The organism is Butyrivibrio sp. INlla18 (genome assembly GCF_900103635.1).
Classification (GTDB): Bacteria; Bacillota; Clostridia; order Lachnospirales; family Lachnospiraceae; genus Butyrivibrio.
In genome coordinates, this window is sequence record NZ_FMXK01000015.1 from 43,937 (window position 1) to 68,744 (window position 24,808).

Sequence of the window (24,808 nt, forward strand, 5' to 3'; positions counted from 1 at the left end):
TACGTGCAGAAACGAGGTTGAAATGAAAGTTAATTATAATGTATCAGCAATGATCGCTAACAATGCATTACAGAAGACTGATAAAAGACTATCTGAATCACTTGAGAGGTTATCAAGTGGTCTTAAGATTGCAAACGCCAAGGATAATCCATCTGGCCTTGCAATGTCACGTCGTATGAATTCTCAGATCGAAGGACTTGGAGTTGCTAACAACTCATCAAACGATGCTATTTCTATCGTGCAGATTGCAGACGGCACTCTGTCTGAGATTCATGCTGTCTTACAGAGAATGGGCCAGCTTGCTATTCAGGCTACTAATGGTACTCTTACAGATTCAGACAGAGAGATCATTCAGGAAGAGGTAACACTTCTCAAAGAAGAGATTGAGAGAATGGCTAATACTACAGAGTTCAATGGACAGAGTATCCTTGACGGATCCTTTGATCTTAAGGGTTATGTAACAGACAAGTACGGTCAGACCAATCCTAATGTTAAGCTCTGCAGCTATTCAGATTCAGTAGAGGCTGGAAAATACAGAATTGAAGGAATTGATGTTGAATTTGCAAACCTTATTGGTTCAACAGGTGTAGATAAAAAAGCTATTTTCATTGATGACGCTGTTGCAGCAAATATCAAGATCTACAAAGAAAATGGCGAGCAGTACATGACAAACCACATGACAGCAACTGTAGAAGAGGATGTACTGACACTTAAAGACAGCACAGGAAAGTCAATTAGCATTCAGATCGATCAGGCTTATAAGGGCGACATGTATGTTGAGCTTACTGCTCAGGGTTCAATGACCATGCAGGTTGGTGCCAACGAAGGCCAGACACTTGATATCAGAATTCCAGAAGTATCACTTAGAACACTTTCTCTTTATAACCTTGATATGGCAAATCTTCAGGGTGCAAAAGAAGCAATCGAGAGCACAAAGAATGCTATCACAACAATAAGCTCTATTCGAAGCAGACTTGGTGCTTATCAGAACAGACTTGAGCATACAGTCAGCGGACTTGATATTACTGTAGAAAACATGACAGCAGCTTACTCAAGAATCATGGATGTTGATATGGCGGAAGAAATGACAACATATTCAACACAGCAGGTTCTCTCTCAGGCTGGAACATCAATGATGGCACAGGCTAATCAGAGACCTTCACAGATACTGCAGTTGTTACAGTAATAGAAAGGGAGGCGTGCTATGACTCAGGAAAAGAAACAGGAATTTACTCTTAAGATTTCTCAGGCAAATCAGACACAGCTGACCACTATCACATATGAGATCATTATCGATTATCTTGATGAAGCCATGGATCAGCTCAGTGTTGGCAAGAAAGAAGAGGCTGAAAAGAACCTTTTATTTGCTCAGAATTGCATAGATCAGCTTATCACTTCTATTAATCTTAGCGTTGAACTAGGAAGAACACTGCATCAGATATATATCTTCTCCAAGAAAGAGCTGATGGCAGCTGGCGTTACACATAGCCTTCACCACATTTGGCGAGTAAAGAAGAACTTTAAGCTATTACATGAAGCTTACAAGGAGCTTGAGAAGGCAGATAACAGTCTTCCTATTATGGGAAACACCCAGAAAGTCTACGCTGGACTCACATATGGTAGACACAGCTTAAATGAAGACATTTCGTCGATTTCAATGAATCGAGGATTAATGGCATAATGCACTTTGTGCATTATGCTATTTTATTTTTGGGGGACTTTACAACAAAAAAATATTTTGGTAAATTCTTTAATCGCGAGCTCGAATAATTTCTAAGGAAGGAGTGAGCTTTATTCAAGCGGTTCTATTTACCTTCTTGTCGGGCGCAGTTTTTACTGACCTATATAAAGACAAGATCTACAATTTCTGGGTGATACCGGGACTACTAATTGGTATCATATCTGCCGCCTTCGGAGGCTTCCAATCATTTACAGCATCCATTTCAGCAGTAGGTATTACATTTATAATTTTACTTCCGGTTTATCTTTTAAAAGGAATTGCCGCAGGTGATGTTAAGCTATTTATGGCTACAGCGGCATTCATGTCATTGCAGGACACCTTTTCCTGCATCCTACTATCTTTCTTGATAGCAGGATTGATTTCACTAGTGATAATGATCATAAAACGTAATAAGAAAAAGACGATTCACTTTGCGGTACCAGTACTTATAAGTGCGTTGTTTGTAATAGGAGGTGCACTATGAATAGGCCTTTGCTTGCGCTGTGTGACACAGACGAGATTTATATAAGCAGGCTGGATGAGTATTTAAGGGAAAACTTAAAACTATCTTTTGACATTGTCTCTTTTACGGCAGTTGAGATACTAAGAGAGTTTATGAAGCATACACAGATTGCATTACTTGTCATATCTGAAAATGCATATGCTGCTCTTAAGGAAAAAGCTCCGGAAGGGAGTATCAGTAACATCTTGGTTCTTGATGAAGAGATACAGGGAGTGTGCGAAGAAGAGGAGAGCTACGGCCTTAGCAACGTTGAGCATACCAGTAAGTATCAGGCAGCAGGAGATGTTGTGGGTAACATAATAGACTTTTGTGTAAAAAAGTCAGAGGATTTTGTGGGTATCAATGTAAAAAATGTGAGCTCTTGTGGAAAAGTCCTTGGTTTTTATTCACCAATCTCCAAATGTGGACAAACAAGTCTTGCTCTTAAGGTTGGAGAAGAACTTTCTGAAAAGGGAAAGACAGTCTTTTTAAGCTTTGAAAGATATTCTACCCTTCCCAAGGTTCTTGGCCTAAAAGAAGATGGGGATATTTCGGACCTTTTGTATTATGCAGAGGGAGATAGTAATAAGTTTTGTCTGTATCTTGAAAAGGTTAAGAATGAAAAAGGCTCTTTGGATGTGATATCTCCGGTTAGAACAGCAATGCAGCTTAAAGAGATCGACAGTAATAATCTAAAGCATCTTCTGAATCTACTAATGACTGATGCAGGTTATGAGTATGTGATCCTTGATCTTACTGATTATCCAGATGGATTCTTTGATATCTTGAGGTTGTGCCATATGGTCTATACAGTTACTAAAGCTGGAAGCACAGATGCCTACAGAGTTGATATGTATGAAGATACCCTTAGAGAGAATGGCTATGAAGACGTGGTGGCGATGACAAGAAAGGTCAACATGATGGACGTTAAGGACACAACCGGTCTAACAAGAATAGCCAGGGAGCTTATAAATGAGCGAGAGATTTGAAGATATCAGACGGCGCGTCAGAGCAAAGGTGGTAACAAGCCTTGATCTTTCAAAAGATACTTCTGATGAAGAGCTTATGGAGATCATCGATGTGGTTCTTGCAGAAGAGATCAAGAAAATGGCTGTTCCAATAGAGGTCAGAAGAAAGATAAAGACAAATGTCTTTCATTCCTTGAGAAAACTAGATGTTTTGCAGGAGCTTGTAGACGACCCTACTATCACGGAGGTGATGATAAACGGGATGGACAATATCTTCATTGAAAGAGCGGGCTCCATCATAAAGAGCAAGACAAGCTTTGAGTCAAAAGAAAAGCTTGAGGATGTGGTCCAGCAGATAGTTGCTTCCTGTAACAGGGTAGTAAACGAGGCATCTCCAATAGTTGACGCAAGGCTTGATAACGGATCAAGAGTAAATGTGGTCTTGCCACCTATCGCACTAAATGGGCCTATTGTTACCATAAGGCGATTTCCTGAAAAGCCCTTTACTATGGAAAACTTAATACAGCTTGGAGCTCTTTCAGAGTACCTCAAAGATTATCTGTCAGTTTTAGTCAGGTCTGGCTATAACATCTTTATTTCGGGAGGTACAGGCTCCGGCAAAACAACATTCTTAAATGCTTTGTCTAATTATATTCCCAAAGATTCAAGAGTTATCACTATCGAAGACAATGCAGAGCTTCAGATACTTGAAGTTCCCAATCTGGTAAAGCTCGAAGCTAGAAATGCCAATGTTGAAGGCTGCGTGGAGATAACCATAAGAGATCTTATAAAGTCATCTCTACGAATGAGACCTGACTGGCTCATTGTCGGTGAAGTCAGAGGCGGCGAGTGCGTTGACATGTTGCAGGCTATGAACACAGGGCATATGGCCATGTCCACAGGCCACTCCAATAGTGCAAAGGACATGCTTTCAAGATTAGAGACCATGGTACTTATGGGTGTTGAGATTCCTTTGTCTGCTGTGAGAGGGCAGATAGCTTCAGGAATAGATATAGTGATCCATCTTGGAAGATTAAGAGATAGATCAAGAAAGCTTTTGGAAATCTGTGAGCTTGAAAAGAGTCTGGACGAAACTACAGGAAAGATAAACACCAATCCTTTATTTAGATTCGAGGAAACAGGTTCGGATAGTAAGGGCAAGATAATAGGTGAATGGAGGAGAGTCGGTGAACTTAAAAATACTGAAAAACTTTTATCGGCAGGTCTGCGATTACCCGCCGAGGGTTAATGATATTCCGCTTCTTCTTCAAGGAGCAGGTATAGCGGTTCTTTTTGGAAGGATCTTTTATGATTCGTGGATTGCAGTGGTAGCTCTTTTACCAATAATGATCCCGTGGATGATACATCAAAGGAAGCTGGCAAGACAGCGTGATTGCAGGCTTGTGGGAATACAGTTTAAAGATGCCATAGCGTCGGTTCTTACGAACCTCAAAGCGGGCTATTCCATAGAGAATGCCTTTAGAGAAGCCAGAAAAGACATGGAACTTTTGTATGGCAAGAAGAGTCTTATAGGTGGGCATTTGGATAAAATATGCAAAGGGCTTAAAAATAATATTCCCCTTGAGAAGCTTCTTTTTACCTTTGGAAATGAAAGCGAAAATCCAGATATTCAGGAATTTGCAGGGGTATTTGCTGTAGCTAAAAGAAGCGGCGGCAATATGACAGACATAATTGGAAGGACCATAGCGGTCATTTCTCAGAAGATAGAAGTTGAAAAAGAAATCGAAGTTTTGATAAGCGCAAAAAGAATGGAAGCTAGGATAATGAATTTCGTTCCTTTTTTCATCATCTTCTATATTGAATTAACTAGCAGGGGCTTTTTTGAGCCTCTCTATCACAATATTTTCGGAATAGTCTTAATGACGATTTGCATGGTTGTCTATGTGGCAGCCTATCTTCTATCTGAAAAGATAGTCAATATTTCAGTTTAGCCAGAGGGTTAATAAATGATTTTTTTGTATTTGATCATCTTGATCGCAGCATTTGTTATATGGATCATGGCTCGTAACCTAGAGTTACCGCCTGGAATCACAGAGGATGGGATAGGAAGGGAGCTTCTGAAGGTGTCTCTTTTCATCTATAACAAGCTCTTTAGAAAAAGAAATCCCCTAAAGCTTGAATCCGTCAGAGGTTATCTGTCGGTTTTGAGTAATAGAAAAGATATTGAACAAATGGAGACCGAGTACTTCATCAGAAAGATCTGTATCTTTTTGGTGATGACTTTGGCAGGAAGCTTACTTGCGCTTATGATGGCACTTTCTGGAATTCGAGGAACGCGGCTTGTAGATGGGGGCGCAGTAAGTAGAAAAAGCTATGGTGAGGGCTCTTTTGAAACTGAGCTTGTTGCTTCTAAGGAAGACGGCGAAGAGATCGGGGAATTTGATGTCCTTGTCAATGAGCGAAGCTATACCAAAGAGGAAGCAGACAAGCTTTTTGAAGAAGCCAGCACCGAGATGGAAAGTATCATCCTTGCTGAAAATTCTACGCTTGATGAAGTCAGGACTGACCTTGATCTCGTAGAGAGTGTTCCGGGCTATCCGTTTTCTGTGTATTGGAAGGTCGATGACTACGAGCTTATGCATTATGACGGTAGCCTTGAAACAGATAAGATTCCAAGTACAGGAGCGGTGGTCACTTTGACAGCGACTTACAAGTATGGAGATCTTAGCTGGCAGCAGGTGATTCCTGTTAATCTCATTCAAAAAAGCTTAAGTCCAAAGGAAAGGATGATAGCTGGGATACAAAAGCTTATCAAAAGTGCTGATGAAGAATCTGTCTATGATGAGCAGATAAATTTGCCTCAAACATATGAGGGACAGCCTATTGTCTGGAAGGTTAAGAATGAGGATAACAGTCTTCTCATACTGATCCTTACGATCATAGGTGGGGCAGCAGCCTATATTTTCAAAGATAAAGAGCTAAAAAGAACCATGGAAGAAAGGTCGGAGCAGATGCTCAGTGATTATCCGCAGCTGGTTTCAAAGCTTGTTTTGTATCTTGGAGCAGGTATGACGGTTCGAAATATCTTTGAAAAGCTTGGGCGAAGCTATTTAAAAAAGCTAGAGCAAGGCGGTCAAAAGCATTTTGTTTATGAAGAACTGGTAAGAGCCACTAGAGAATTATCAAGTGGAGCGTCGGAAGCAGACGTATATGAGCGTTTTGGTATGAGATGTGCAAGTCAGCAATATACCAGGTTATCAACTCTTCTTTCTCAGAATCTCAGGAAAGGGAATAGTAGTCTTTTGGATGTTTTGAATGAGGAAGCAACGAAAGCCTTCAATGAGAGGATGGATGCAGCAAGAAAGCTTGGAGAAGAGGCGGGAACGAAGCTTCTTTTACCAATGATACTGATGCTGGTGATAGTTATGGTCATCATAATGATTCCAGCATATATGGCATTTTGAGTAATCGCAGCAATGCTGCTTTTACATATATCAGGCGAAAGCCAAAAGGAGGAAAAATGAATTTAGTAACACAAAACATGAAAAAAATCGGAGGAAAGATTAGGAAAGGAGTAATGGATTTCTGGAATGATGAGTCCGGAATGGGTACAGTAGAAGTAATTCTCATCATCGTAGTTCTGATTGGATTAGTAATCGTCTTTAAAAAAGAAATTTCTGGAATCGTTGAAGATGTCTTTAAAACAATAAGGGCAGATACCCGTGCGATCACAAACTAAGGGTTATCTAACTGTCTTTTTATCCCTATCAATAATGATAATCATGTCTCTGATCTTGGCTCTCTATCAGGGAGCCAGGATTGGAGCAATAAAGATGAAGACGGAATGCGTGGCAGACATCTCCATGAATTCAATACTAGCAGAGTATAACAGGGAATTGTACGAACAGTACGGCTTGTTTATGGTCGACACATCTTATGGGACAGGAAGACATAGCATTACAAATACAGAAGAACATCTAAGAAGATATGTTCAAAAGAACTTTGAAAGAAGTACAGTTGGTAAGCTTACGGGAAAGACAACAATGCTTGGTGCGTACTGCAAAGATGCCAGGATAACAGGAACATCTTTTGCATCAGACAACAAGGGCACGGTGCTAAATAGGCAGATACTAGCATACATGGCTGGGGAACCAGTAGGGGCTCTCATGACAGATGTTGTGAGTAACACGCAGACACTTCAGGATGCTGGCTTTGATACGACAGATGTTGAAGCAATGGCTAGTGAAAACCAAGCGCAGATTGATGCTATAGAGCTTCCAACAATCATTAACGACAAGGGTGAAGAAGAGCAGATAACGCTTGGAAATCCAGCAGATATCGTCAATTCTCAAAAAGGTATAGGTGCATTAAACCTTGCTATCAAGGATAAATCTAGTATTTCAAAGGCTGCAGTAGATCTTTCGCAGTATGCTTCACACAGGGAACTTAATAAAGGCACAGGACTTAGGGATTATGAAGAGGTTTCAGCTTCTGAAAAGCTTCTTCTTGAGCAGTACTACTACGAAAAATGCAGTAGATACGGTGCAGAAATGGAAAAAGCTCTTTTGAAATATCAGCTTGAGTACCTGGCATTTGGTCAAAGTAGTGACTATGGGAATCTTGAAAAGATGGCAGAGACGCTGCTGTTTTGGAGAGAGGCTTCAAATATGCTCTATTTATTTAACTGTAGTGCAAAGGTTGAAGAGGCGGAGCTTATAGCTTTGGCGCTGACTGCAATAATGCTTGTTCCTGAGTTAAAAGATCTTGTGAAGTATTCCATTCTTTTTGCTTGGACCTTTGCTGAAAGTATCGCTGATCTACATGCGCTTTTTTCTGGGGGAAGGGTTCCTCTTTTTAAGAGCGATAGTACTTGGAAGCTTAGCCTGACAAATATGCTCTCTTTTAGAGATCATCTGGGTGAGGGAGGAGAAGATGAAGGGCTTCTTTATGAGGATTATCTTAGGATGCGTCTTTTAATGACTGATCTTGATAAAAAGACCTTAAGGCTCATGGACATAATGGAGATGGATATAAGGAGAACAAGTGGTAATTCACAGTTTAAGATCGATCACTGCCTGGATACATTCTGCGGAGAGATCGAGGTGGCATCAATGTTTGGCTATGACGTAAAAATTGAAAGGGTATATGGGTACGAGGAATGAAGTGCAGACAAATAGGAGTAGTTAAAGGCACTTCTTATAAAGAATATAAAAAAATAAAAAGAACGCTTCTCCAGGTGGCTCAAAAAGGAGTGTCTTTATCTGCTTCTATAACTGTAGAAGCATCTATAGTCCTGCCTCTTTTTATTTTCTTTTTTACTAACATAATGATGGCGTTTAACATCATCAAAATGCAGTGTGATATGGAAGCGGCTTTGCATCAGACGGGAAATGAACTGGCGCTTTTTGCTTTCGACGAAAGATGCGCAGAAGGAACTCTTGGCATTGAAGATGATGGCGTTAGCACAGTCTCAGGAGCGCTTTCAGTATTTTATGTGAAGGGAAAAGTGGAAAGTTATCTTGGCGAAGAGCTTGAAAAAGGCTGCGTAACAGATGGGAGGGCAGGCCTTAGCTATTTGCCATCTAAGATAATGCTTGGAAATGACATCATAGATATCGTAATCGATTATAAGGTCCATCCGCTTATCTCTCTTATATGCTTTGAAGAATTTCCTGTGGAAGCTAGATATTACGGGCATGCCTGGACTGGCTATGACATAAGCGAAGGCGCGGCGGCAGATGAGAACGAAGAAGAGATGGTCTATGTTACAGAGCACGGCGAAGTGTATCACAGAGACATTAACTGCAATCATCTAAAACTCAGTATTCGCAGCGTCAGTTTGGATGACATTGAAAAGGAAAGAAGCATGGATGGTTCTAAGTATTACCCTTGTGAATATTGCGGAGGTAGTATCAGTGGAGGGAATGTGTTTATTACTGATTACGGTATCAGATACCACAGCAGCGTTAACTGCGCTGGTCTGAAAAGAAAGATATACACAGTGCCTATATCAGAAGTCGGAGGCAGAAGGCCTTGCAGCGGATGTGGTTAATTTAGGAGGAAATATGATTCAGATTGTTTTGGTTTTAGCTTTACTTGTTATTGCGGCGGTTGAGGATGTCAGGAAAAGAGAAATCTCAGGAGCATTACTGCTTGGTTTAGCGGCAGTGTCATTAGTGTACAGCGCTTTCTCGATTTATAGAGGGCAAAATACTGGCCTTGATGTGGCTATGTCTCTTTTGCCGGGGGCATTTGTAATGTTGCTGGCATGGATCACCAGAGAAGGAATTGGTTATGGAGATGGGCTTTTGCTTCTTGCTATGGGGCCAGTGATTGGATTTGGAGGACTTGTGATGGGGCTTGTAATAGCGTTTTTTGCAAGCGGAGTTCTTTCTATTATATTGATGATCTTTAAAAAGGTTGGGAAAAGGTACAGTTTTCCATTTGTGCCTTTTATGACAGTTGGAATGGTGGTGAGTTGTTTTGCGAAAATTTAAGGGATATATGACATTGGAAGCATCTTTGATCGTTCCTATGGTAATCTGCGTATTTGCAGTGCTTATCTTTTTTACTTATTACCTATATGGAAGATGCGTGCTTTCTCAGGATAGCTACATTTTGGCTTTTAGAGCTAGCATAAATAAATCTACTGAGTTTAAAGAAGATCCAGAAGGATATGTTGCGGCGAAGACAGATCAAGTGCTGGGGAACAAGTACTTTGGAAGTGAAAAACCTATAGTACACACCAAGGTTAATGGCAAAGAAATAATAGTTACAGGTAGTAGCGCCGTAAGAACAAGGGCTATGGGCAGATATTTCTTGAAGCCAAAGACAGGATGGGATTATATAGCGGCGGGTAAAGCCAAAAAGCTAGATCAGATAAAGCATATGAGAAGAGTTAAACGACTAAAGGATATTGCGCAAAGGAGCGTAGGATAATGGAACAGAAATTTTATAGAGATCTAAAACATAGTTATGCTGTCTGCAGCTGCGACGCAGACATAATGGAAAAGAAGGATACCCGTTATCAGTTAAAGATAATGGAAAGCGGAAGGATACCTAAGCTTTTGAAGAGTTCTCTTCGAAAGATCAATCAGGAGAATTTTATTTATTATGATATTAGCTCCATGATGAGCATTGAAGATAGGTACTCTTCAAGAGGAATGGGGTACGACGAGCTTATGCAGCTCTTTTCCGATATGAAGATCATGATCGAAGGGCTTTCAGAGCACCTCCTTGGAAATGAAGGCATAGTCCTTGATTGTAAGAGTGTGTTCTGCAACTTGTCTTCAGGCGAATATCAATTCATGTACTATCCAAATTATGGTGAGAACGTGTCAGTTGAGGCGTTTTTTGAATCTGTTTTATGCATTACGGATCACGATGATGAGAAGGCGGTTGAGCTTATCTATGGCCTTTGTGACAAAGCGCAGTTATCAGATGTTCTTTTGATTGATATTCTTTCGGAGCTGTTAAAAGAGCCTGAAGAAGAAAAGATAGAACTGATAAAAGAGCCGGAAGTATATTTCGAAGAGGAAGAAGAGATAGAAGAACCCGAAGAAACCGGAATGGAAAGGGCAAAGAGACGACTTAGTGGCAAGGCAGAGCTCTTTTTCTCACTTTTATTTGTGGCGGTAATCATTGGACTTATGTACATCAGAGTAAATTACGTTCTTACAAAAGAAGAGAATCTCTTATCTATAGCGATCATGCTTGTATCTGGTGTAACTGGGGCAGTAGCTTTTTTATCAGGGTTAAAGACAATGAGTGGTCCTAAGAAAGAGAAAAAGGTAAAAGAATACGAAGAAGATATAGAAGAATATGATAATTACGATGATTTTGGTGATGAGGTGTCATACGACATTCCAATTCACGTAACTGCTTCTATAAAGGAGGCTAAGAAACTAGACCTTGGCCAGTGCGAAGAAACAGTGGTTTTGGATGCCGAAGAAACAGAGCATATGACTCTATATAGTAGAAACATGGATAAGACTATCCGAATCTGCCTAGACAAGCTTCCGATCACTATTGGGAAAATGGAAGGCTGTGTGGACAGAGTGCTGGCAGATGCTAGTGTATCACGCATTCATTGCAAGTTTCTTCGCGATGAGAAAGGCGTTGCTCTTGTGGATCTGGGGTCCACCAACGGAAGTTTTAGGAATGGTCTCAAACTCGTTCCCCAAGAAAAGAATTATATAGAAGAAGGAGATGAAGTAAAATTAGGCAGAATATGCTTTGATATCCGATAAATGTGATATACTATCTGTAACTGGTTGGAGGGGTATTCATGAAGATAAACATCTATTATGGAGGAAGAGGGATCATCGATGATCCTACCTTAAGCGTTATCTCGCAAATTACAGCAGTTTTACAGGAATTAAATGTTAAAGTTCAGCAGTACAATCTGTACGAGCAGAGGAATGGCATAACTGCGCTTCCTAACACACTCAAGGATGCAGATGGAATCATCTTGGCATCAACTGTTGAGTGGTTTGGAGTTGGCGGCTATATGATGCAGTTTCTTGATGCGTGCTGGCTTTATGGTGATAAAGAAAAGATCAAGCAGATCTACATGGCCCCTGTTGTAATGTCGACTACTCACGGCGAAAGAGAGGGTATGACTAATCTGGCAGCAGCTTGGGAGATGCTTGGAGGACTTCCTTGTGAAGGAATATGTGGATATATTGCTGATACAACTAAGCTTGAGAATAGCTCTGAGTATAGCAAGATCATAGATAAAAAGGCTGAGAACATCTATAGAACTATCAGCCAGAAGATGCCAGTATTCCCTGCAAGTAATCAGGCTGTCATCAATAAAGTGGCAGTAGCTAATAGTATTGATCTGACACCACAGGAATCAGAGCAGCTTTCTGAGTATGCGTCTGATGACAAATATGTACGCACTCAGAAGGAAGACCTTCAGGAGCTTGCAAGCATATTTAGAGACAAGATGGGACAGGAAGAGTCTGCTGCAGGCAGTTCTGATGAATATGCCAAGGTGCTCAAAAAGAAATTCACTCCTGTTGCAGGTGTTAGAGCTAAGTATAAGATAGTATTCCAAGACAACTCTAGGCTTAAGCCTATAGTGATCGATGTTGATAACAGCAAGTGCGATCTAAGATGTCAGGATGAAGATGGCTGTGATGTAGTGATCACAGCAGACCAGAAGGTCTTTGAAGAGATTCTTGATGGTCACATGACATTTCAGAGAGCTTTTATGGGCGGAAGCGTCAAGATGAAGGGCGACTTCAAGCTGCTAAGGAGCATGGATCAGCTTTTTGAACTAATGTCAGAATGATAGGTGTTGTTTATGGATAATATAGAGCATGAATCCTCTGAAGTGACAGATCAGTTCTGGGATAGACAGGAAAAGATCTACAAAAAAGCGTTCATAACAATAGGGCTTCTTACTATTAATATAGTAGTCTTTTTGATCAGCACATTTGTGGCATATCCTGCTGTATACAACGAGGGAGTTTTGGTTACGGAGAGAATCCTAAATGATGGTGAATTTTACCGTATTGCCACTGCAATCTTTTTGCATGCAGACATCAAGCACCTGTTTAACAACATGATAATCCTGTTTCTTGTGGGAGCTGTTGTAGAGAATTACACAGGACACATATATTATGTGCTTGTATACTTTTTCTCAGGTTTTTTTGGAAATATACTTTCAATGGCTTATGAGCTTAAAAAAGGCTTGAATTGGATTTCTCTTGGTGCAAGCGGCGCTGTGATGGGAATAGTAGGTTTTCTTATTTCCTGGCTGATTAAGAACAGGCGCGAGTTCTTTAAATCCAAGGGAACAGTGATCAGAGTGGTATTGTTACTGATCTTTGTTATTCAGTCTTGTTTTTTCCAAGAAGGAGCCAATACTGTAGCGCATCTAGGTGGTTTTATAACAGGCTTTGTGCTTGGAGTATTAAATATAGTAGTATTCAAGAATGATAAGATGATGGAGGGACTAGCATAATGAACGGATGTATTTTTTGTAAGATAGCAAATGGAGAGATACCTTCAAATACAATATATGAAGATGATGCATTTAGAGTAATTCTCGATAATGGCCCTGCTACAAAGGGACATGCCCTTGTATTGCCAAAGGCTCACTATAGCGATCTTTTTGAGATGCCAGAAGAGGCAGCAGCAGACGCTATGAAGGTTGCCAAGAAGGTTGCTGCTCTTTTAAAGACTAAGCTTAATTGTGACGGACTCAATCTTGTTCAGAACAATGGGGAGACTGCAGGACAGACAGTTATGCATTTCCATCTTCATGTTATTCCAAGATATGAGAACGATGGGCAAAAGATTCTTTGGAATCCTACCAGCCCTTCAGCAGAGGAGCTTGTAGACATCAAGAATAAGATAGTAGGAACAGTTTAAGGGGATTTACATGCGAGACATCGACGTTTCACTAGTTACTCAGACAGTAAGGGATATGTGCATTGACGTAAACCATGAACTGTCTCCAGATATGAAAGAAGCTTTTAATGCAGCGTGTGCCAAAGAAGAATCCGAGCTGGGCAAGCAGATCTTTAGACAACTGCAACAGAATCTTGATATAGCCAAGACAGATAAGATACCAATCTGTCAGGATACAGGAATGGCAGTATTCTTTGTTAAAGTGGGCCAGGAAGTGCATTTTGTTGGCGGCGATATTACAGAAGCTATCAATGAAGGTGTGCGCCGTGGCTATACAGAAGGCTACCTTAGAAAATCTGTAGTTGGGGATCCTCTTATTAGAAAGAACACAGGAGACAACACACCAGCAGTTATTCATTACGAGATAGTACCTGGAGATAAGGTTGTCATTACTTGCGCGCCAAAGGGTTTTGGTAGCGAGAATATGAGCAGAGTCTTTATGCTCAAACCTGCAGACGGTGAAGAAGGCGTCAAGGTAGCAGTTGTTCAGGCTGTAAAGGATGCTGGACCAAATGCTTGTCCACCTATGGTAGTGGGCGTAGGTATTGGCGGAACCTTTGAGAAGTGTGCAGAAATGGCAAAAGAGGCTCTTACAAGGCCTGTTGGACAGCATTCTGATATTGAATACGTTAAAGCTATGGAAGAAGAAATCCTTGAGCGTATAAATGATACAGGTATTGGACCTGCTGGTCTTGGAGGAAGAGTAACTGCTCTTGCTGTAAACATCAATACATATGCAACTCATATTGCGGGACTACCAGTGGCAGTTAATATATGCTGCCATGTTAATAGACATATTAAAGCTACTATATAATAAGGTGAATAAATGGATATTCAGTTAACTGCTCCCATAGATAAGAACAAGATAAAAGAACTGAAGATAGGCGATATGGTCTATATTTCTGGAACGATCTATACAGCCAGAGATGCAGCTCATAAGCGCATGGCAGAGGCACTTTCTAAAGGAGAAAAGCTCCCTATAGATCTTAATGATAATCTCATATATTATATGGGTCCTTCTCCAGCGAGGGAAGGAAGACCTATTGGTTCAGCAGGACCTACTACAGCTAGCAGAATGGACAAGTATGCTCCTGATCTACTAGATCTGGGTCTTGGTGGAATGATCGGTAAAGGAAAGCGCTCCAAAGAAGTATCAGAGGCTATTGTTAGAAATGGTGCTATTTACTTTGCAGCAATAGGCGGCGCTGGAGCTCTTTTATCCAAGGCAATAGTTGAATCAGAGGTAGTTGCCTACGATGATCTTGGAACAGAAGCAATAAGGAAGCTTAAAGTAGAGAACTTCCCTGTAATAGTAGTAATAGATTCAAAGGGTAACAACCTCTATGAAGAGGCGGGAACACTGTATAATAGAGAAAAGGGTAACTTTCTAAGGTAAATGCAACACCTTTAATAAATCAATAACGGAGTGGATTTTGGCATGGGTTCATGCTTAAATTCACTCCGTTTTTCTATGTTATAATTGCGATTTTGAAGTATTTTTGCCCTAGTTTTAACACGAAGAACAGACCCAGAAACTGGGCCTGTCAATGTAAGTGGTACAAAAATGGGTGTAGCAATTACTCTGAAGGATTTTTCTTGGAAAGAAGTTTTGGCTTAAGAATTATCTCGCTTGGAGTAATCTCCTCAAGTCCAAGAAGGGCAAAGAAGTCGTCCGGGTAAATTGCTTTAGCGATTTCATAAGGAGTTCTGCCGTGCAGTTCCTTGCGCTTATAGCTGTTTATGTGATCCATGAGAAGGCTGATATCTGCCTGAGAAAAGGCTTCAAAGGAAGTTCCCTTCTTTATCACATAGCGTATAAATTCGTGGTTCTTTTCACAACCGCCTTTCTGTTCCGGGTGATTGGGTTCACAGAAATAGATGTATGTACGTTCTCCTCCATTTATGGAACGCTGCATGCCGTCAATATCAGCAAATTCATGTCCGTTGTCTGTCAGTATGTATGGGAACATTTCTTTAAATAGTTCTGAACCAAGCGCTTCTTCAAGCATATCTAATGCAGCTATTACATTATCCGATGTATGCTCTGGAAGAATTATTGCAAGCTGAACTCTGGTCACGGGAAAGAACAGTGTAAGCAGAACTGTATTTGAGTCTTTGGCTCCTTCAACACAATCCATCTGCGGTACTTCAATAGGGTTGTCCTTGATGAAAGCCAGATAATCTTCATATTTATGACCATCTTTTATCACAAGCATTGTTTTATAATCTTTTGTACGTCTCTTTCTTTGGCGACGCTTAACTGCATTTCTGAGATCAATATCACGGGCCTCAAGCTCACAGTTTTTAATCATCCTGCGCAAGGTGGATTCACTCACAGGAAGTTCATTAGTCTGTACTATGTGATAGACAGACTGACCATTCATTATCAGCGGAGATACTGTTTCATCAATAGATGCAAGCTGTTCGGCTGTTAGATCATATCCATTGCGACTGTTCACAAGATTCTCACGGTATTCTGCATCCGCTTTTGAGGCTTTGTAGAAATATTTTCCATAATGACAGTTATAAGTCTTGGGGCAGCCGTTACATAGCTTCAGCTTGCTATTCTCAAGCCGAACACAATAAGCCCGTGAATAGTCATTACAGTATTTTCGTGCTTTGATGCAAGTCCTGCAATCCTTTTTACAGCCTTTGCTACCGCATACATTTTTGACTTTGCATTCGTAAAAGAAGATACAGTCGCACGGTCTTGTCTTATTCTCGGTTACATGAGTTTTTATCTCTCGGGAGATGGTTGACGGGGATTTGTCGAGACGGGCCGCTATGTATCTTAGAGACTTCTGCTCATTGAGAAGTGCCTCGATCCTGATGCGGTCGTCCTTAGTAAGATGTTTTTTTGAAATTGGTCTTTGCATAAATCATCCTTTCCACCACATAGAAAGACACTCACTATGAATGCCGAATAGGTGACTTTAACAAGACCATCAGATTTTCCTTGATTTTCGGATATAAAAGTGGTACTGTATACCTACAATCAAATGAAAAACATGGTGGTTATCACCAAGTGCAGGACATCAACTCAAACAGAGGGCGAAATCTATTGGAGTTGGTGTCTTTTTATGTGGTTATACAAAGTAATGATACAACAGAATGTTTTGTATGCGATTAATCACTCAGCACAATAGTTTTCGGTATGCCCGAAGTTTGTAGTGCAAAACGATGATTGACGGAGGATCGCATTTGTGAATAAGAATAGAAAAACTCTTATAGAAGTAAAATTTAAGAAAAACGTGGGCCTTTTGATCAGGCAAGCTAGAAAGAAGAAAGGGTGGTCGCAGGAAAACCTTGCATCTGAAATAGGTGTAAGTATAAGTGTTATATCTGATATTGAAAACGGAAAAGAGGACATGCCATTATCCCGACTGGCTGTGATAAGTAATGTTTTGGAGATGGATTCGTACCTCTTTAAAGATGACCTGCTTATCAGCGAGGTGCTTAAAGCTCTCGCTGAACAGGGGGCAGATTTAGCTTTGCGGTTGATATTTACTATCAGTGTATTATTCAGAACGATAAAAGATATAAGAAGTAATTCATATCAAAAACCATACTCTCGAAATGAGCAGTTGGCGATATTCTGCAACCCCATTGAAAACAAGGCTGATTTGTGCTACTCTATAATTGTATAAAGTAATAGTAAAACTCGTAAAAACAAGCCGTAGTAAGATAGACAACAGTGTATCTGACTATGGCTTTTCGTAACATTATTTTCAAAGAAGAGCAAATTTGCCAAGTCTGCTTGATCTGCTATAATACACATATATTTTCTTATTTTGTGTTATAGCTATACGGGATTACCGTAAGCAACTTCGTTTATGCGTGCAGCGACAGTAGATAGCCAAGTGGCGATGCTAGACTGGGCGAAGAATACGGGTTTCATCTTTTAGGTGTCAGATTGGCAGGTTTAAAAGAAAAGAACCGTTCCGTTTTTATCTTGGTACGTTTTAGTCATACTTATAATGTATACTTTTTATGTAAGATAGTAACGGAGAAACAAATGGATACAGGTTAATCGCCTGAAAGTAACTAATCAGTTATCAGTAGGGCGAGGCTTGGACTCCCCTATTTGATATAAAATCTTTTAGGAAGGGAGGAAAAGCCAGATGAGTGAGGTGATACAGATGGCAAAATCAAAGGAAGTAAGGTACTACAAACCTAACATGGGTGCTTTACGAGGCAGGATAGGCGAAAGCATTATCGAAACTATTCTGAATACGCCGCGCCCAGATCACAAAGAACTGGACCGTGAGGCTGACGAATATCTCAGAATACGTTTGGCTGGTAAGACAAAATGAGCCTAGATTTCTTTAAAGTGTTTGACTGTCGGCATATTTCTGGTGACGACATAGAAAAACTGAGATTATTTACAGTAAGAAAAGGTGGCGGATTTTTAGCTGATTATCTGAGCCACGATACAGCAGATGGGAAAGTTGTGTCTCCCGCGTTGTATGACGAAGAGATGCATAATGCAAGAGTCTACTTGGTAATTGACAAAGAGACAGATGAGCTTGCAGGCTATTTTGCTTTGAAGGCAGGATATATTGCTGTACATCCGTCACGCAGGCTGTTCACCAAGGAGTTTGATACAGTGCCCGGAGTGGAGTTGGCTAACTTTGCTGTAAATGACAGCTACATTCAAGCTCATGGCGAACAGAAAGGTCTGGGAGCCTCAATCTTTAAGTATTGTGTACTTCCTATTGCCCGAGACGCGCAGGATTATGTCGGAATCAGGTTTATCTATATTTTTGCACTACCTGATGAAGGTTTGATTAAACGGTATCAGAATTATGGTTTCACCAGACTGAATCGTTTACAGGAGAAAAGTACGCATAAACTGATTCGCCCACGCTATGATAGAGGATGCATCTTCATGTATCAGACCCTCTAAACCAATTATCCTAAACGAAAGCGTTCACATTAAAAATGTGAGCGCTTTTTTGATGCGTGTCATAAGCAAAAAACATCATCCATATGATACGACATTCTTTTCGTATCCACTTTTTAAAAGAATTTATTCTCCAGAATAAATGCAACACAGCACTACAGTCAGAGTAAATAGAACACTATGTTGCATTAAGCTTGAAAAATTACCTAATAGAGAAAAGAAATAAAAAGATTTGACAAAGCACTTAGGTCTTTGTATAATTACATTTGCGTCTTAGCTAATGGCTGAGACACAGGAATTCACAACCACATATTGGTAGAGGGATTAAGGCATGGAGAAATACTCAAGTGGCTGAAGAGGCGCCCCTGCTAAGGGTGTAGACCGTTCGCGCGGTGCGCGGGTTCAAATCCCGCTTTCTCCGTTATTTAGAAAATCCAGCAACTATGCGAAAAGAGATTCAAAATCGCATCAGTGCTGGATTTTTTAATTTTAAATATTATAAATGATTTTTAAAAAATAAAAGAAAATTATAAAAAATAAAACTGTTAGGGCACTTTTTAGGGCACTTTTTTCAAAACAATGTCCTGGTAATTCTCCTCAACGAAAGCATTGGCTATCTGAATATACTTCTTCCTGGAGGAAGAAAGAGCATTGTCATAAACCGAGGTCAGGACATGTGAATCTGAAGTCCATCCTCCGACTTCCTCAATATATTTCGAAGGAATATTGAGGTCACTTCTGAATGATGCTGCATAATGCCTCAGATCATGGAGCGAACAATCGACTGCGCATTTATCCCTAAGAGCTCCGAAATGCTTTGAAATGGTAAAGGGCACAAGTTTAAAGACAAATTCTTCAGGATCCTCGCTCGAAGCTTTCGGGAGAACGTCAAAGACAAAAGAAGGAAGCTGCACGCTACGAACGGAGCCGGAGGTTTTTGGCATCTCCTTATATACCCACTTCCCGGAAGGGCTTATGACCATGTCAGCATGAACATAGATCTTCTTCATATCAAAGGAGATATCTTTATATTTCAGGCCTGCAATTTCTCCCCGGCGCAGGGTACCAAAAGCAGCCAGGCAGATAATAGCCTTCATTGTGTCGTTGGCATTATCAAGAAGCCTCTTCACATCGTCTGTGTCAGGAGTGCGAAGCTCTCGCTTAGCCTTCTGAGGATATCTTATTTTAAATCTTCTATCATTCCCACAATAATCAAGAACGGATAAAAGAAAGCTTACCTTGTTCTTAATGGTCTTTGCATCAAGATCCATGGCCATGTCATTGATAAGGCGCTGGACATGAGTTGTATTGATATCTATAGCATCTATCCCTAAGATGGATGAAAAATCTTTTTTATAATTTCTATATGAGCGAAGCGTGGAAGGAGACAGGACCTTTGAGCGGTCATCAATATATTTATCAATGGCCTTTCCGACAGTGATCGTTGTCAGATCATCTTCTCTCGAGAGCTGCCATTCTTTAGCCAGCGCTTCGCACTTCTTCTTAGCCATCCTGGAGTCGTCTCCGCATTCCTTAGGATGGACGGTGAAAGACTTTCTTATAATTTGGCCATCAACAACTTTCTTGGCCTGCACTCTATAGGCGCCGGATTTCTGTTTGATCGCATTAGCCATAGCACAAAACCTCCTTTCTGTACATGCCATGAAATTGACACAAAATTGCCATGTTTTTTCAGACCGTCTTCAGGTCTACAAGCTTCTTGAACAATAATCCTGCAGCAAGAGCATCCGAGGCGGATCTATGAGCCGAGGAATTATCCCTTATATAAAAATGTTCGCACAATGTAGTGAGCTTATTATCACGGACGGACAGATCAAGAAGCTTGGCCAGATTCAAAGTATCATAGTATTTTCTTTTAACGCTAAAATAATCGCTTCCTGCATAGTCAAGGAATCCAAGATCAAAAGGAAGGTTATGGCCTACGAGATTATCGCTTCCAATGAATGAATCGAAGCCCCTGATTACTGAAGCAATGCTCGGAGCTTCTTCAACCATCTCGTCAGCTATTCCATGAATCTTATAAGCTTCATCCGGGATTGGATGACCGGGATTGATAAGAGTAGTAAATATCTCCACAGGCTCCCATTCTCTGAAGCGGATAGCAGTCAGCTCTACAATCTGATTATTAGAACAATGAAGGCCTGTTGTTTCTGTATCGATGGCCACGAAGTCGGAGAGCTTACTAAGGTTAGAGGATCTTGTGACATTGCTCATGTCAGGGCCAAACTTCTTACAATCTTTCAAAGGCTTCCTCTTGGCCTCCGGATCCACGACAACCTCATGAGCCGGAATGGAAGACAGGAGAGCATCAAACTTCTCGCCGGCTTCTTTTATCTTCCTGGCAGCAGCTTCCTCCTGCTCTTTGCGCCTCTTGTCAGCCTCTTCCTTTGCCTTCCGGCGCTCCAATTCTCTCTCATCCTCTTCCTTCTTTCGCTCCCATTCCTGCCTTGCTTTCTCATCAGCTTTCTTTTTCCTGACAATAAGGCCTGCAACAACTCCGATCACAAGAGCAGCCAGGGCGAAAGGTAAAGCTTTCGCAATAATTCCAATAATTAAAATGATAATGATTAAAATAATTACTCCTGCCATAAGTTACCTCCTTTTAAATACAATAATGTTATCCAAGTTCCTCAGTATCTTTATTCTGTTGATACCTTTCTTGAGAAGCGAAAAATTCTGCCTGCTCTAGTAAGCGGTCCCTGCCTTCTTGGTTTAGTCTTTCATAGCACATCAACAACCTGGTCTCATTAACATCGACTGACTCAGCCTGACTAATTTCTTCTGAAAGAAGCTCGTCGGCTGTGACACCTAAGGCATGAGCTATTTTTAGAATCAAATCAATGTCAATCCTCGTGCTATCCCTCTGAACGATTGAATAGAGAGTTGATGGTGTGACATCGATCTTGGATGCCAGCTCGTTAATATTCATTCCTTTTTCCTTGAGTAATGATGTAAGTCTATTTTTTATTCCCATTAAAAGTCCCTCCTAATAAGGAATTTAGCACACTTGCGTAAATAAGTAAATAAAAATATACGCAAGTGCATTAAAAAGTAATTGACAATATACGCATACGAGTATATATTTATGAATATCAGTTACGCAGTTGCGTAGAGGAAGGAGGAATATCATGTACCCGAACTTAAAAGCAGAGATGGCAAGAAACAACATCTTGATTGAGAAGCTTATGGAAGTGACAGGCAAATCAAGGTCAGGAGTATCAAACAACCTGAACGGAAAAGGAGCATTCACAGTTGATGAAGCTATAAAAATCCGTAATGGCATATTCCCGTCCATGACAATCGACTACCTGTTCTCACTTAGCGATAAGCAGTGAGCCGTTGCGACGTCGCAATAGGAAGGAGACTGCTTATGAATGGAGACGACTTCAGAGCATTGATTCGTAAATACATGGAGCTTCGTCACATAAGGACATTAGAGGACCTGAGGCAACACACAACAATCTCGGTCGCCACGTTTTCAAAGTATTGGAATAATCCTGAATTATTCCCATGGGGGCAGATCATATCGATGCTGGACGCCCTTAATGTTCCTTATGATGATCGGCTGAAGCTCCTGCAAAGGAGGAGATAGCAATGAGGGGATTGAAAGGAGCTTTATATTTAGCAGGTATTTTGTGCTTATTGGCAGCAGGGCTATACAGGGGGGCAGAGAATTATGAAGAAGAAAACACCTATATCAAAGAAGAGCGAGAGGAACAGGATCTTTCAATCTTTGAACCTATCGCGACAATCGAACAAGGCACAGTTGCAAAAGAACCTGAGGAGGCAGCAGGGCCGGTGAGCAGATTCACGCAGAAAGAGCAGAAGCTCCTCATGCAGATCGCGCAGGCCGAAGCTGGAAACCAAGGCGAAGATGGAATGCGGCTCGTCATGAGTGTTGTCATGAATCGGGTAGAGTCGAGGGACTTTCCGGACACTATCGAGGAAGTGATATTCCAAGAGAGTCAATTTTCATCGGTCTCTGATGGCAATTTCGATAATGCAGTGATTATATCAGCGGAAGCCCAAGAGGCTTTCAACAGGATAGAAAGCGGAGACATAGCTCCGTCGATAATCGGATTCGAGGTCAAAAGCTCTCAGGAGCTCGACAAGTATTTCATGGCAGCTTTTGAGTTCAGAGATCATCGATTCTACACACAAAAGTGATTTAAAAGGGATGAAAGGTGACGGAAAAGGGGATGGAAAAGACACCACAAGAGCAATTCTATGAAGTCTATGAACCACTCCGCAAGAAGCATCAGCTATTCTCTCATATTAAAGCAACGTCCCTTAAACCGGACGAAGATTTCATAGAGATATATAAAGGCTTCGGCAATGAAAGGAAGCTGCTCTATAGAGCTAAGGGAGAAATTGAAGATTGTTACAAGCAGATGGTTTTAAACCTGACGACTTTTAGAAATGAGCAAAAGAAAAGAGAGCCAGGGAAGCTCTCAAGTTCTTGTAGTACATAACATATTTGACACAAATTATTGTACTACATTGAACCCATAAAATCAAGAAAAAGCTAGGTTTTATCTAGTTTTTATAGCTTTATCAACATATTAAAGTTAGGGGAGAAGCTGGGGATCAATGGCATACAAAGAGGACTTATTCATCTCATCCAATTACATTGAGCATGAGATTAATTTCAAGGGAAACTATGGAGCAAAAGGGGAGAAGAGAGAGAAGAGAGAGAAGCCGACTCCCCTTCAGATCGAGAAGCAAAACCAATGGAACAGGATAAAGAGGTTAAGACGGACATTACAGCTCAACTTTTATCCGGGTGACTATTGGATAACAGTCAAGTATAAGGCCGGGACCCGAAAAGAGATCCAGGCAGTCAAGACAGACGTCAAAAAGTTCCTGGATGGACTGAGAAAAAAATATAAGGCAAGAGGACAGCCTCTCATGTTCGTCTATAGAATCGAGATCGGCAAAAGAGGAGGCCTACATTGTCACATGGTCATCAACAGGATTCCGGACGGAGATCTTCTCATCAGGGATTCATGGAAAGTTGCCACGAATGACGCAGGAGCAATTGATTATCAGACCATAGATGACAGCGGAGGATTCAACGGGCTTGCAGAGTATATATGCAAGAAGCCGGACGTGGAGCACCTGGGACAAATCGAGTTCACCTTCAGAGAAGAGGACCGGAAGAAGATCCTTGCAATATCAACCAGCAGGAACTTAAAGAGACCGGAACCGATCAGAAAGAAGTATAACCATTGGACTCTGCGGAGGATCCTCACAGGAGAGTCTGACATAAAGCCGACAGAAGGATTCTATATCGATCAGGACTCCATCAGAAAGGGAGTCAACAGATTCACAGGCTTATCATATCTCTACTACACAGAGGTTCGGATAAAGCAAAGGAGCAGAGATGGATAATATTGACCTTTACATTCACACGAGCATCAAGGGCGTCAATCCTACGACAGGAAAGCACATATACGTCCTTGAGTTCAAATCAGACAAAGGCCCGGTCACACTCACAGGAGGGCCAAAGGACATTGAAGAGGCCACGAGCTACCTTGCAGAGCTCAGAGCGATCAATGAGGCGCTGGGGAGACTTAAGAAGACATGCAGCATTAACATTCACATTCAGAACAGGATCCTTGCATCGGCCCTGCAAAACAAGTGGTTTGCTGCGTGGAAATCGTCAGGCTATAAGAACAGCAAGGGCGAGGATGTCGCCCACAAAGAAGAATGGGAGACCTTTAACGAGCTTTTGAAGGACAACACCATTAAGACAGTAGTATGTGACAGGCACTCATACTCATCCTGGATGGAGAACGAGTGCGGAGCATGAAAGGAGAGATAACATGTTTGACAAATTCGGAGAAATGGAAAGCGCAGCCCAGATCAATGAGCTTGCGAACAATCTAAAGAACGAGGGCGACAGGGATTCAATAAAGGTCCTCGCAGAAGAGAATGGAATTGACGAAGAAGTGGCCAATGCTTTTATTGATGGGATCATCCCTTTCCTCTGCGACGATATGTCGGCAGCCATCGGCAAGCTGGATGTTGAGTCGAAGGAAGTCAAGGCAGAGGAGCTTATAAGCGATTGGTGTGAATACATAAAGCAAAGATGCATGGAAGATGACTCTATGTCAAAGGCGGTTAGGGCCAAAGGAAAGACTTTCAACGGATGCATTGCTCATATCCTTAAGTGGTCCTTTGACCATCAGAGGCCTATCGACAAGGAAATCCTGAAGGCAGCAGGCGTCAGCGCCGGCAAGGTTACATTTGGTATTCCGGGTATGGCAACAGTCAAGAAGCTCATCACTGAGTATTACATGGGAGGCTGA

General features: G+C 41.2%; 32 protein-coding genes and 1 tRNA gene. 29 read left to right on the top strand and 4 right to left on the bottom strand.

Annotated elements, in window-relative coordinates:
* Positions 1-22: 22 nt before the first annotated feature.
* From BLS24_RS11420 to BLS24_RS11505, 18 genes are all read left to right on the top strand, one after another.
* A complete protein-coding gene (locus BLS24_RS11420) occupies positions 23-1,186 on the top strand; it encodes a flagellin N-terminal helical domain-containing protein (RefSeq protein WP_091759159.1) in 1,164 nt (387 codons plus the stop codon).
* Positions 1,187-1,204: 18 nt separating this feature from the next.
* Positions 1,205-1,681, top strand: a complete 477-nt coding sequence (locus BLS24_RS11425) for a flagellar protein FliS (protein ID WP_091759161.1) — start codon at positions 1,205-1,207, stop codon at positions 1,679-1,681.
* 103 nt (positions 1,682-1,784) lie between these two features.
* Positions 1,785-2,204 (top strand): A24 family peptidase, encoded by a 420-nt coding sequence (locus BLS24_RS15625; RefSeq protein ID WP_176764426.1) that lies wholly within the window; start codon positions 1,785-1,787, stop codon positions 2,202-2,204.
* Positions 2,201-3,211, top strand: a complete 1,011-nt coding sequence (locus BLS24_RS11435) for a P-loop NTPase family protein (protein ID WP_091759165.1) — start codon at positions 2,201-2,203, stop codon at positions 3,209-3,211. The genes BLS24_RS15625 and BLS24_RS11435 overlap by 4 nt, the downstream gene beginning before the upstream one ends.
* Positions 3,195-4,439 carry a CpaF family protein gene (locus BLS24_RS11440; RefSeq protein WP_091759167.1) on the top strand — a complete coding sequence of 415 codons (1,245 nt, stop codon included), beginning with the start codon at positions 3,195-3,197 and terminating at the stop codon, positions 4,437-4,439. Before BLS24_RS11435 ends, BLS24_RS11440 begins: the two co-directional genes overlap by 17 nt.
* On the top strand, positions 4,378-5,142 hold the full coding sequence (locus BLS24_RS11445) for a type II secretion system F family protein (RefSeq protein WP_091759169.1): 765 nt from the start codon (positions 4,378-4,380) through the stop codon (positions 5,140-5,142). The genes BLS24_RS11440 and BLS24_RS11445 overlap by 62 nt, the downstream gene beginning before the upstream one ends.
* A gap of 15 nt (positions 5,143-5,157) precedes the next feature.
* Positions 5,158-6,615, top strand: a complete 1,458-nt coding sequence (locus BLS24_RS11450) for a type II secretion system F family protein (RefSeq protein WP_091759171.1) — start codon at positions 5,158-5,160, stop codon at positions 6,613-6,615.
* A gap of 56 nt (positions 6,616-6,671) precedes the next feature.
* Positions 6,672-6,890, top strand: coding sequence for a Flp1 family type IVb pilin (locus BLS24_RS11455; protein ID WP_236845941.1), 219 nt, complete (start codon positions 6,672-6,674; stop codon positions 6,888-6,890).
* 94 nt (positions 6,891-6,984) lie between these two features.
* The gene (locus tag BLS24_RS11460) at positions 6,985-8,313 is read left to right on the top strand and encodes a DUF5702 domain-containing protein (RefSeq protein WP_143015179.1); all 1,329 of its coding nucleotides are present in this window, start codon (positions 6,985-6,987) and stop codon (positions 8,311-8,313) included.
* A gap of 74 nt (positions 8,314-8,387) precedes the next feature.
* Positions 8,388-9,203: a hypothetical protein gene (locus BLS24_RS11465; protein ID WP_143015180.1), complete on the top strand. Its 816-nt coding sequence runs from the start codon at positions 8,388-8,390 to the stop codon at positions 9,201-9,203.
* Between the two features lie 13 nt (positions 9,204-9,216).
* Positions 9,217-9,648, top strand: coding sequence for a prepilin peptidase (locus BLS24_RS11470; protein ID WP_091759177.1), 432 nt, complete (start codon positions 9,217-9,219; stop codon positions 9,646-9,648).
* Positions 9,635-10,090, top strand: a complete 456-nt coding sequence (locus tag BLS24_RS11475) for a hypothetical protein (protein WP_091759179.1) — start codon at positions 9,635-9,637, stop codon at positions 10,088-10,090. Before BLS24_RS11470 ends, BLS24_RS11475 begins: the two co-directional genes overlap by 14 nt.
* Positions 10,090-11,400 carry a DUF6382 domain-containing protein gene (locus BLS24_RS11480; protein WP_091759181.1) on the top strand — a complete coding sequence of 437 codons (1,311 nt, stop codon included), beginning with the start codon at positions 10,090-10,092 and terminating at the stop codon, positions 11,398-11,400. Before BLS24_RS11475 ends, BLS24_RS11480 begins: the two co-directional genes overlap by 1 nt.
* 38 nt (positions 11,401-11,438) lie before the next feature.
* A complete protein-coding gene (locus tag BLS24_RS11485) occupies positions 11,439-12,449 on the top strand; it encodes an SCP2 sterol-binding domain-containing protein (protein WP_091759183.1) in 1,011 nt (336 codons plus the stop codon).
* Between the two features lie 12 nt (positions 12,450-12,461).
* On the top strand, positions 12,462-13,124 hold the full coding sequence (locus BLS24_RS11490) for a rhomboid family intramembrane serine protease (protein ID WP_091759185.1): 663 nt from the start codon (positions 12,462-12,464) through the stop codon (positions 13,122-13,124).
* Positions 13,124-13,534 carry an HIT family protein gene (locus BLS24_RS11495; protein WP_091759187.1) on the top strand — a complete coding sequence of 137 codons (411 nt, stop codon included), beginning with the start codon at positions 13,124-13,126 and terminating at the stop codon, positions 13,532-13,534. The genes BLS24_RS11490 and BLS24_RS11495 overlap by 1 nt, the downstream gene beginning before the upstream one ends.
* Before the next feature lie 10 nt (positions 13,535-13,544).
* Entirely contained in the window at positions 13,545-14,387 is an 843-nt protein-coding gene (locus BLS24_RS11500) for a fumarate hydratase (protein WP_091759189.1), read from the top strand.
* Positions 14,388-14,399: 12 nt separating this feature from the next.
* Positions 14,400-14,969 (top strand): Fe-S-containing hydro-lyase, encoded by a 570-nt coding sequence (locus tag BLS24_RS11505; protein WP_091759192.1) that lies wholly within the window; start codon positions 14,400-14,402, stop codon positions 14,967-14,969.
* A 181-nt stretch (positions 14,970-15,150) separates the two neighbouring features.
* Here the strand turns inward: BLS24_RS11505 and BLS24_RS11510 are convergent, their stop codons facing one another.
* Positions 15,151-16,449 carry an IS30 family transposase gene (locus tag BLS24_RS11510; RefSeq protein ID WP_091759194.1) on the bottom strand — a complete coding sequence of 433 codons (1,299 nt, stop codon included), beginning with the start codon at positions 16,447-16,449 and terminating at the stop codon, positions 15,151-15,153.
* Positions 16,450-16,776: 327 nt separating this feature from the next.
* Here BLS24_RS11510 and BLS24_RS11515 point away from each other — a divergent pair, with 327 nt between their 5' ends.
* From BLS24_RS11515 to BLS24_RS11530, 4 genes are all read left to right on the top strand, one after another.
* Positions 16,777-17,220 carry a helix-turn-helix domain-containing protein gene (locus BLS24_RS11515; RefSeq protein ID WP_176764427.1) on the top strand — a complete coding sequence of 148 codons (444 nt, stop codon included), beginning with the start codon at positions 16,777-16,779 and terminating at the stop codon, positions 17,218-17,220.
* A 474-nt stretch (positions 17,221-17,694) separates the two neighbouring features.
* Positions 17,695-17,886 carry a hypothetical protein gene (locus BLS24_RS11520; protein ID WP_091759198.1) on the top strand — a complete coding sequence of 64 codons (192 nt, stop codon included), beginning with the start codon at positions 17,695-17,697 and terminating at the stop codon, positions 17,884-17,886.
* A complete protein-coding gene (locus BLS24_RS11525) occupies positions 17,883-18,479 on the top strand; it encodes a hypothetical protein (RefSeq protein ID WP_091759201.1) in 597 nt (198 codons plus the stop codon). The genes BLS24_RS11520 and BLS24_RS11525 overlap by 4 nt, the downstream gene beginning before the upstream one ends.
* A gap of 330 nt (positions 18,480-18,809) precedes the next feature.
* A tRNA-Ser gene (locus BLS24_RS11530) sits at positions 18,810-18,897 on the top strand.
* A gap of 136 nt (positions 18,898-19,033) precedes the next feature.
* Here the strand turns inward: BLS24_RS11530 and BLS24_RS11535 are convergent.
* The 3 genes from BLS24_RS11535 to BLS24_RS11545 are packed head-to-tail and all read right to left on the bottom strand — an operon-like array spanning position 19,034 to position 21,471.
* The gene (locus tag BLS24_RS11535) at positions 19,034-20,110 is read right to left on the bottom strand and encodes a tyrosine-type recombinase/integrase (protein WP_176764428.1); all 1,077 of its coding nucleotides are present in this window, start codon (positions 20,108-20,110) and stop codon (positions 19,034-19,036) included.
* A gap of 58 nt (positions 20,111-20,168) precedes the next feature.
* Positions 20,169-21,086: a 3'-5' exonuclease gene (locus BLS24_RS11540; RefSeq protein ID WP_091759206.1), complete on the bottom strand. Its 918-nt coding sequence runs from the start codon at positions 21,084-21,086 to the stop codon at positions 20,169-20,171.
* A 28-nt stretch (positions 21,087-21,114) separates the two neighbouring features.
* A complete protein-coding gene (locus BLS24_RS11545) occupies positions 21,115-21,471 on the bottom strand; it encodes a helix-turn-helix domain-containing protein (RefSeq protein ID WP_091759208.1) in 357 nt (118 codons plus the stop codon).
* A gap of 154 nt (positions 21,472-21,625) precedes the next feature.
* On the opposite strand from BLS24_RS11545, the gene BLS24_RS11550 reads away from it, so the two are divergent.
* The 7 genes from BLS24_RS11550 (at position 21,626) to BLS24_RS11580 (ending at position 24,808) form a co-directional block, all read left to right on the top strand.
* The gene (locus BLS24_RS11550) at positions 21,626-21,832 is read left to right on the top strand and encodes a hypothetical protein (protein WP_091759209.1); all 207 of its coding nucleotides are present in this window, start codon (positions 21,626-21,628) and stop codon (positions 21,830-21,832) included.
* A 35-nt stretch (positions 21,833-21,867) separates the two neighbouring features.
* The gene (locus tag BLS24_RS11555; RefSeq protein WP_091759210.1) at positions 21,868-22,089 is read left to right on the top strand and encodes a helix-turn-helix domain-containing protein; all 222 of its coding nucleotides are present in this window, start codon (positions 21,868-21,870) and stop codon (positions 22,087-22,089) included.
* Positions 22,090-22,091: 2 nt separating this feature from the next.
* Entirely contained in the window at positions 22,092-22,664 is a 573-nt protein-coding gene (locus tag BLS24_RS11560) for a cell wall hydrolase (RefSeq protein WP_091759212.1), read from the top strand.
* A 32-nt stretch (positions 22,665-22,696) separates the two neighbouring features.
* A complete protein-coding gene (locus BLS24_RS11565) occupies positions 22,697-22,969 on the top strand; it encodes a hypothetical protein (RefSeq protein WP_143015181.1) in 273 nt (90 codons plus the stop codon).
* 118 nt (positions 22,970-23,087) lie between these two features.
* Complete coding sequence (locus tag BLS24_RS11570) at positions 23,088-23,888, top strand: rolling circle replication-associated protein (protein WP_091759216.1); 801 nt, start codon at positions 23,088-23,090, stop codon at positions 23,886-23,888.
* On the top strand, positions 23,881-24,309 hold the full coding sequence (locus tag BLS24_RS11575) for an RNase H family protein (protein WP_091759218.1): 429 nt from the start codon (positions 23,881-23,883) through the stop codon (positions 24,307-24,309). Before BLS24_RS11570 ends, BLS24_RS11575 begins: the two co-directional genes overlap by 8 nt.
* Before the next feature lie 13 nt (positions 24,310-24,322).
* Positions 24,323-24,808, top strand: a complete 486-nt coding sequence (locus BLS24_RS11580; RefSeq protein WP_091759220.1) for a hypothetical protein — start codon at positions 24,323-24,325, stop codon at positions 24,806-24,808.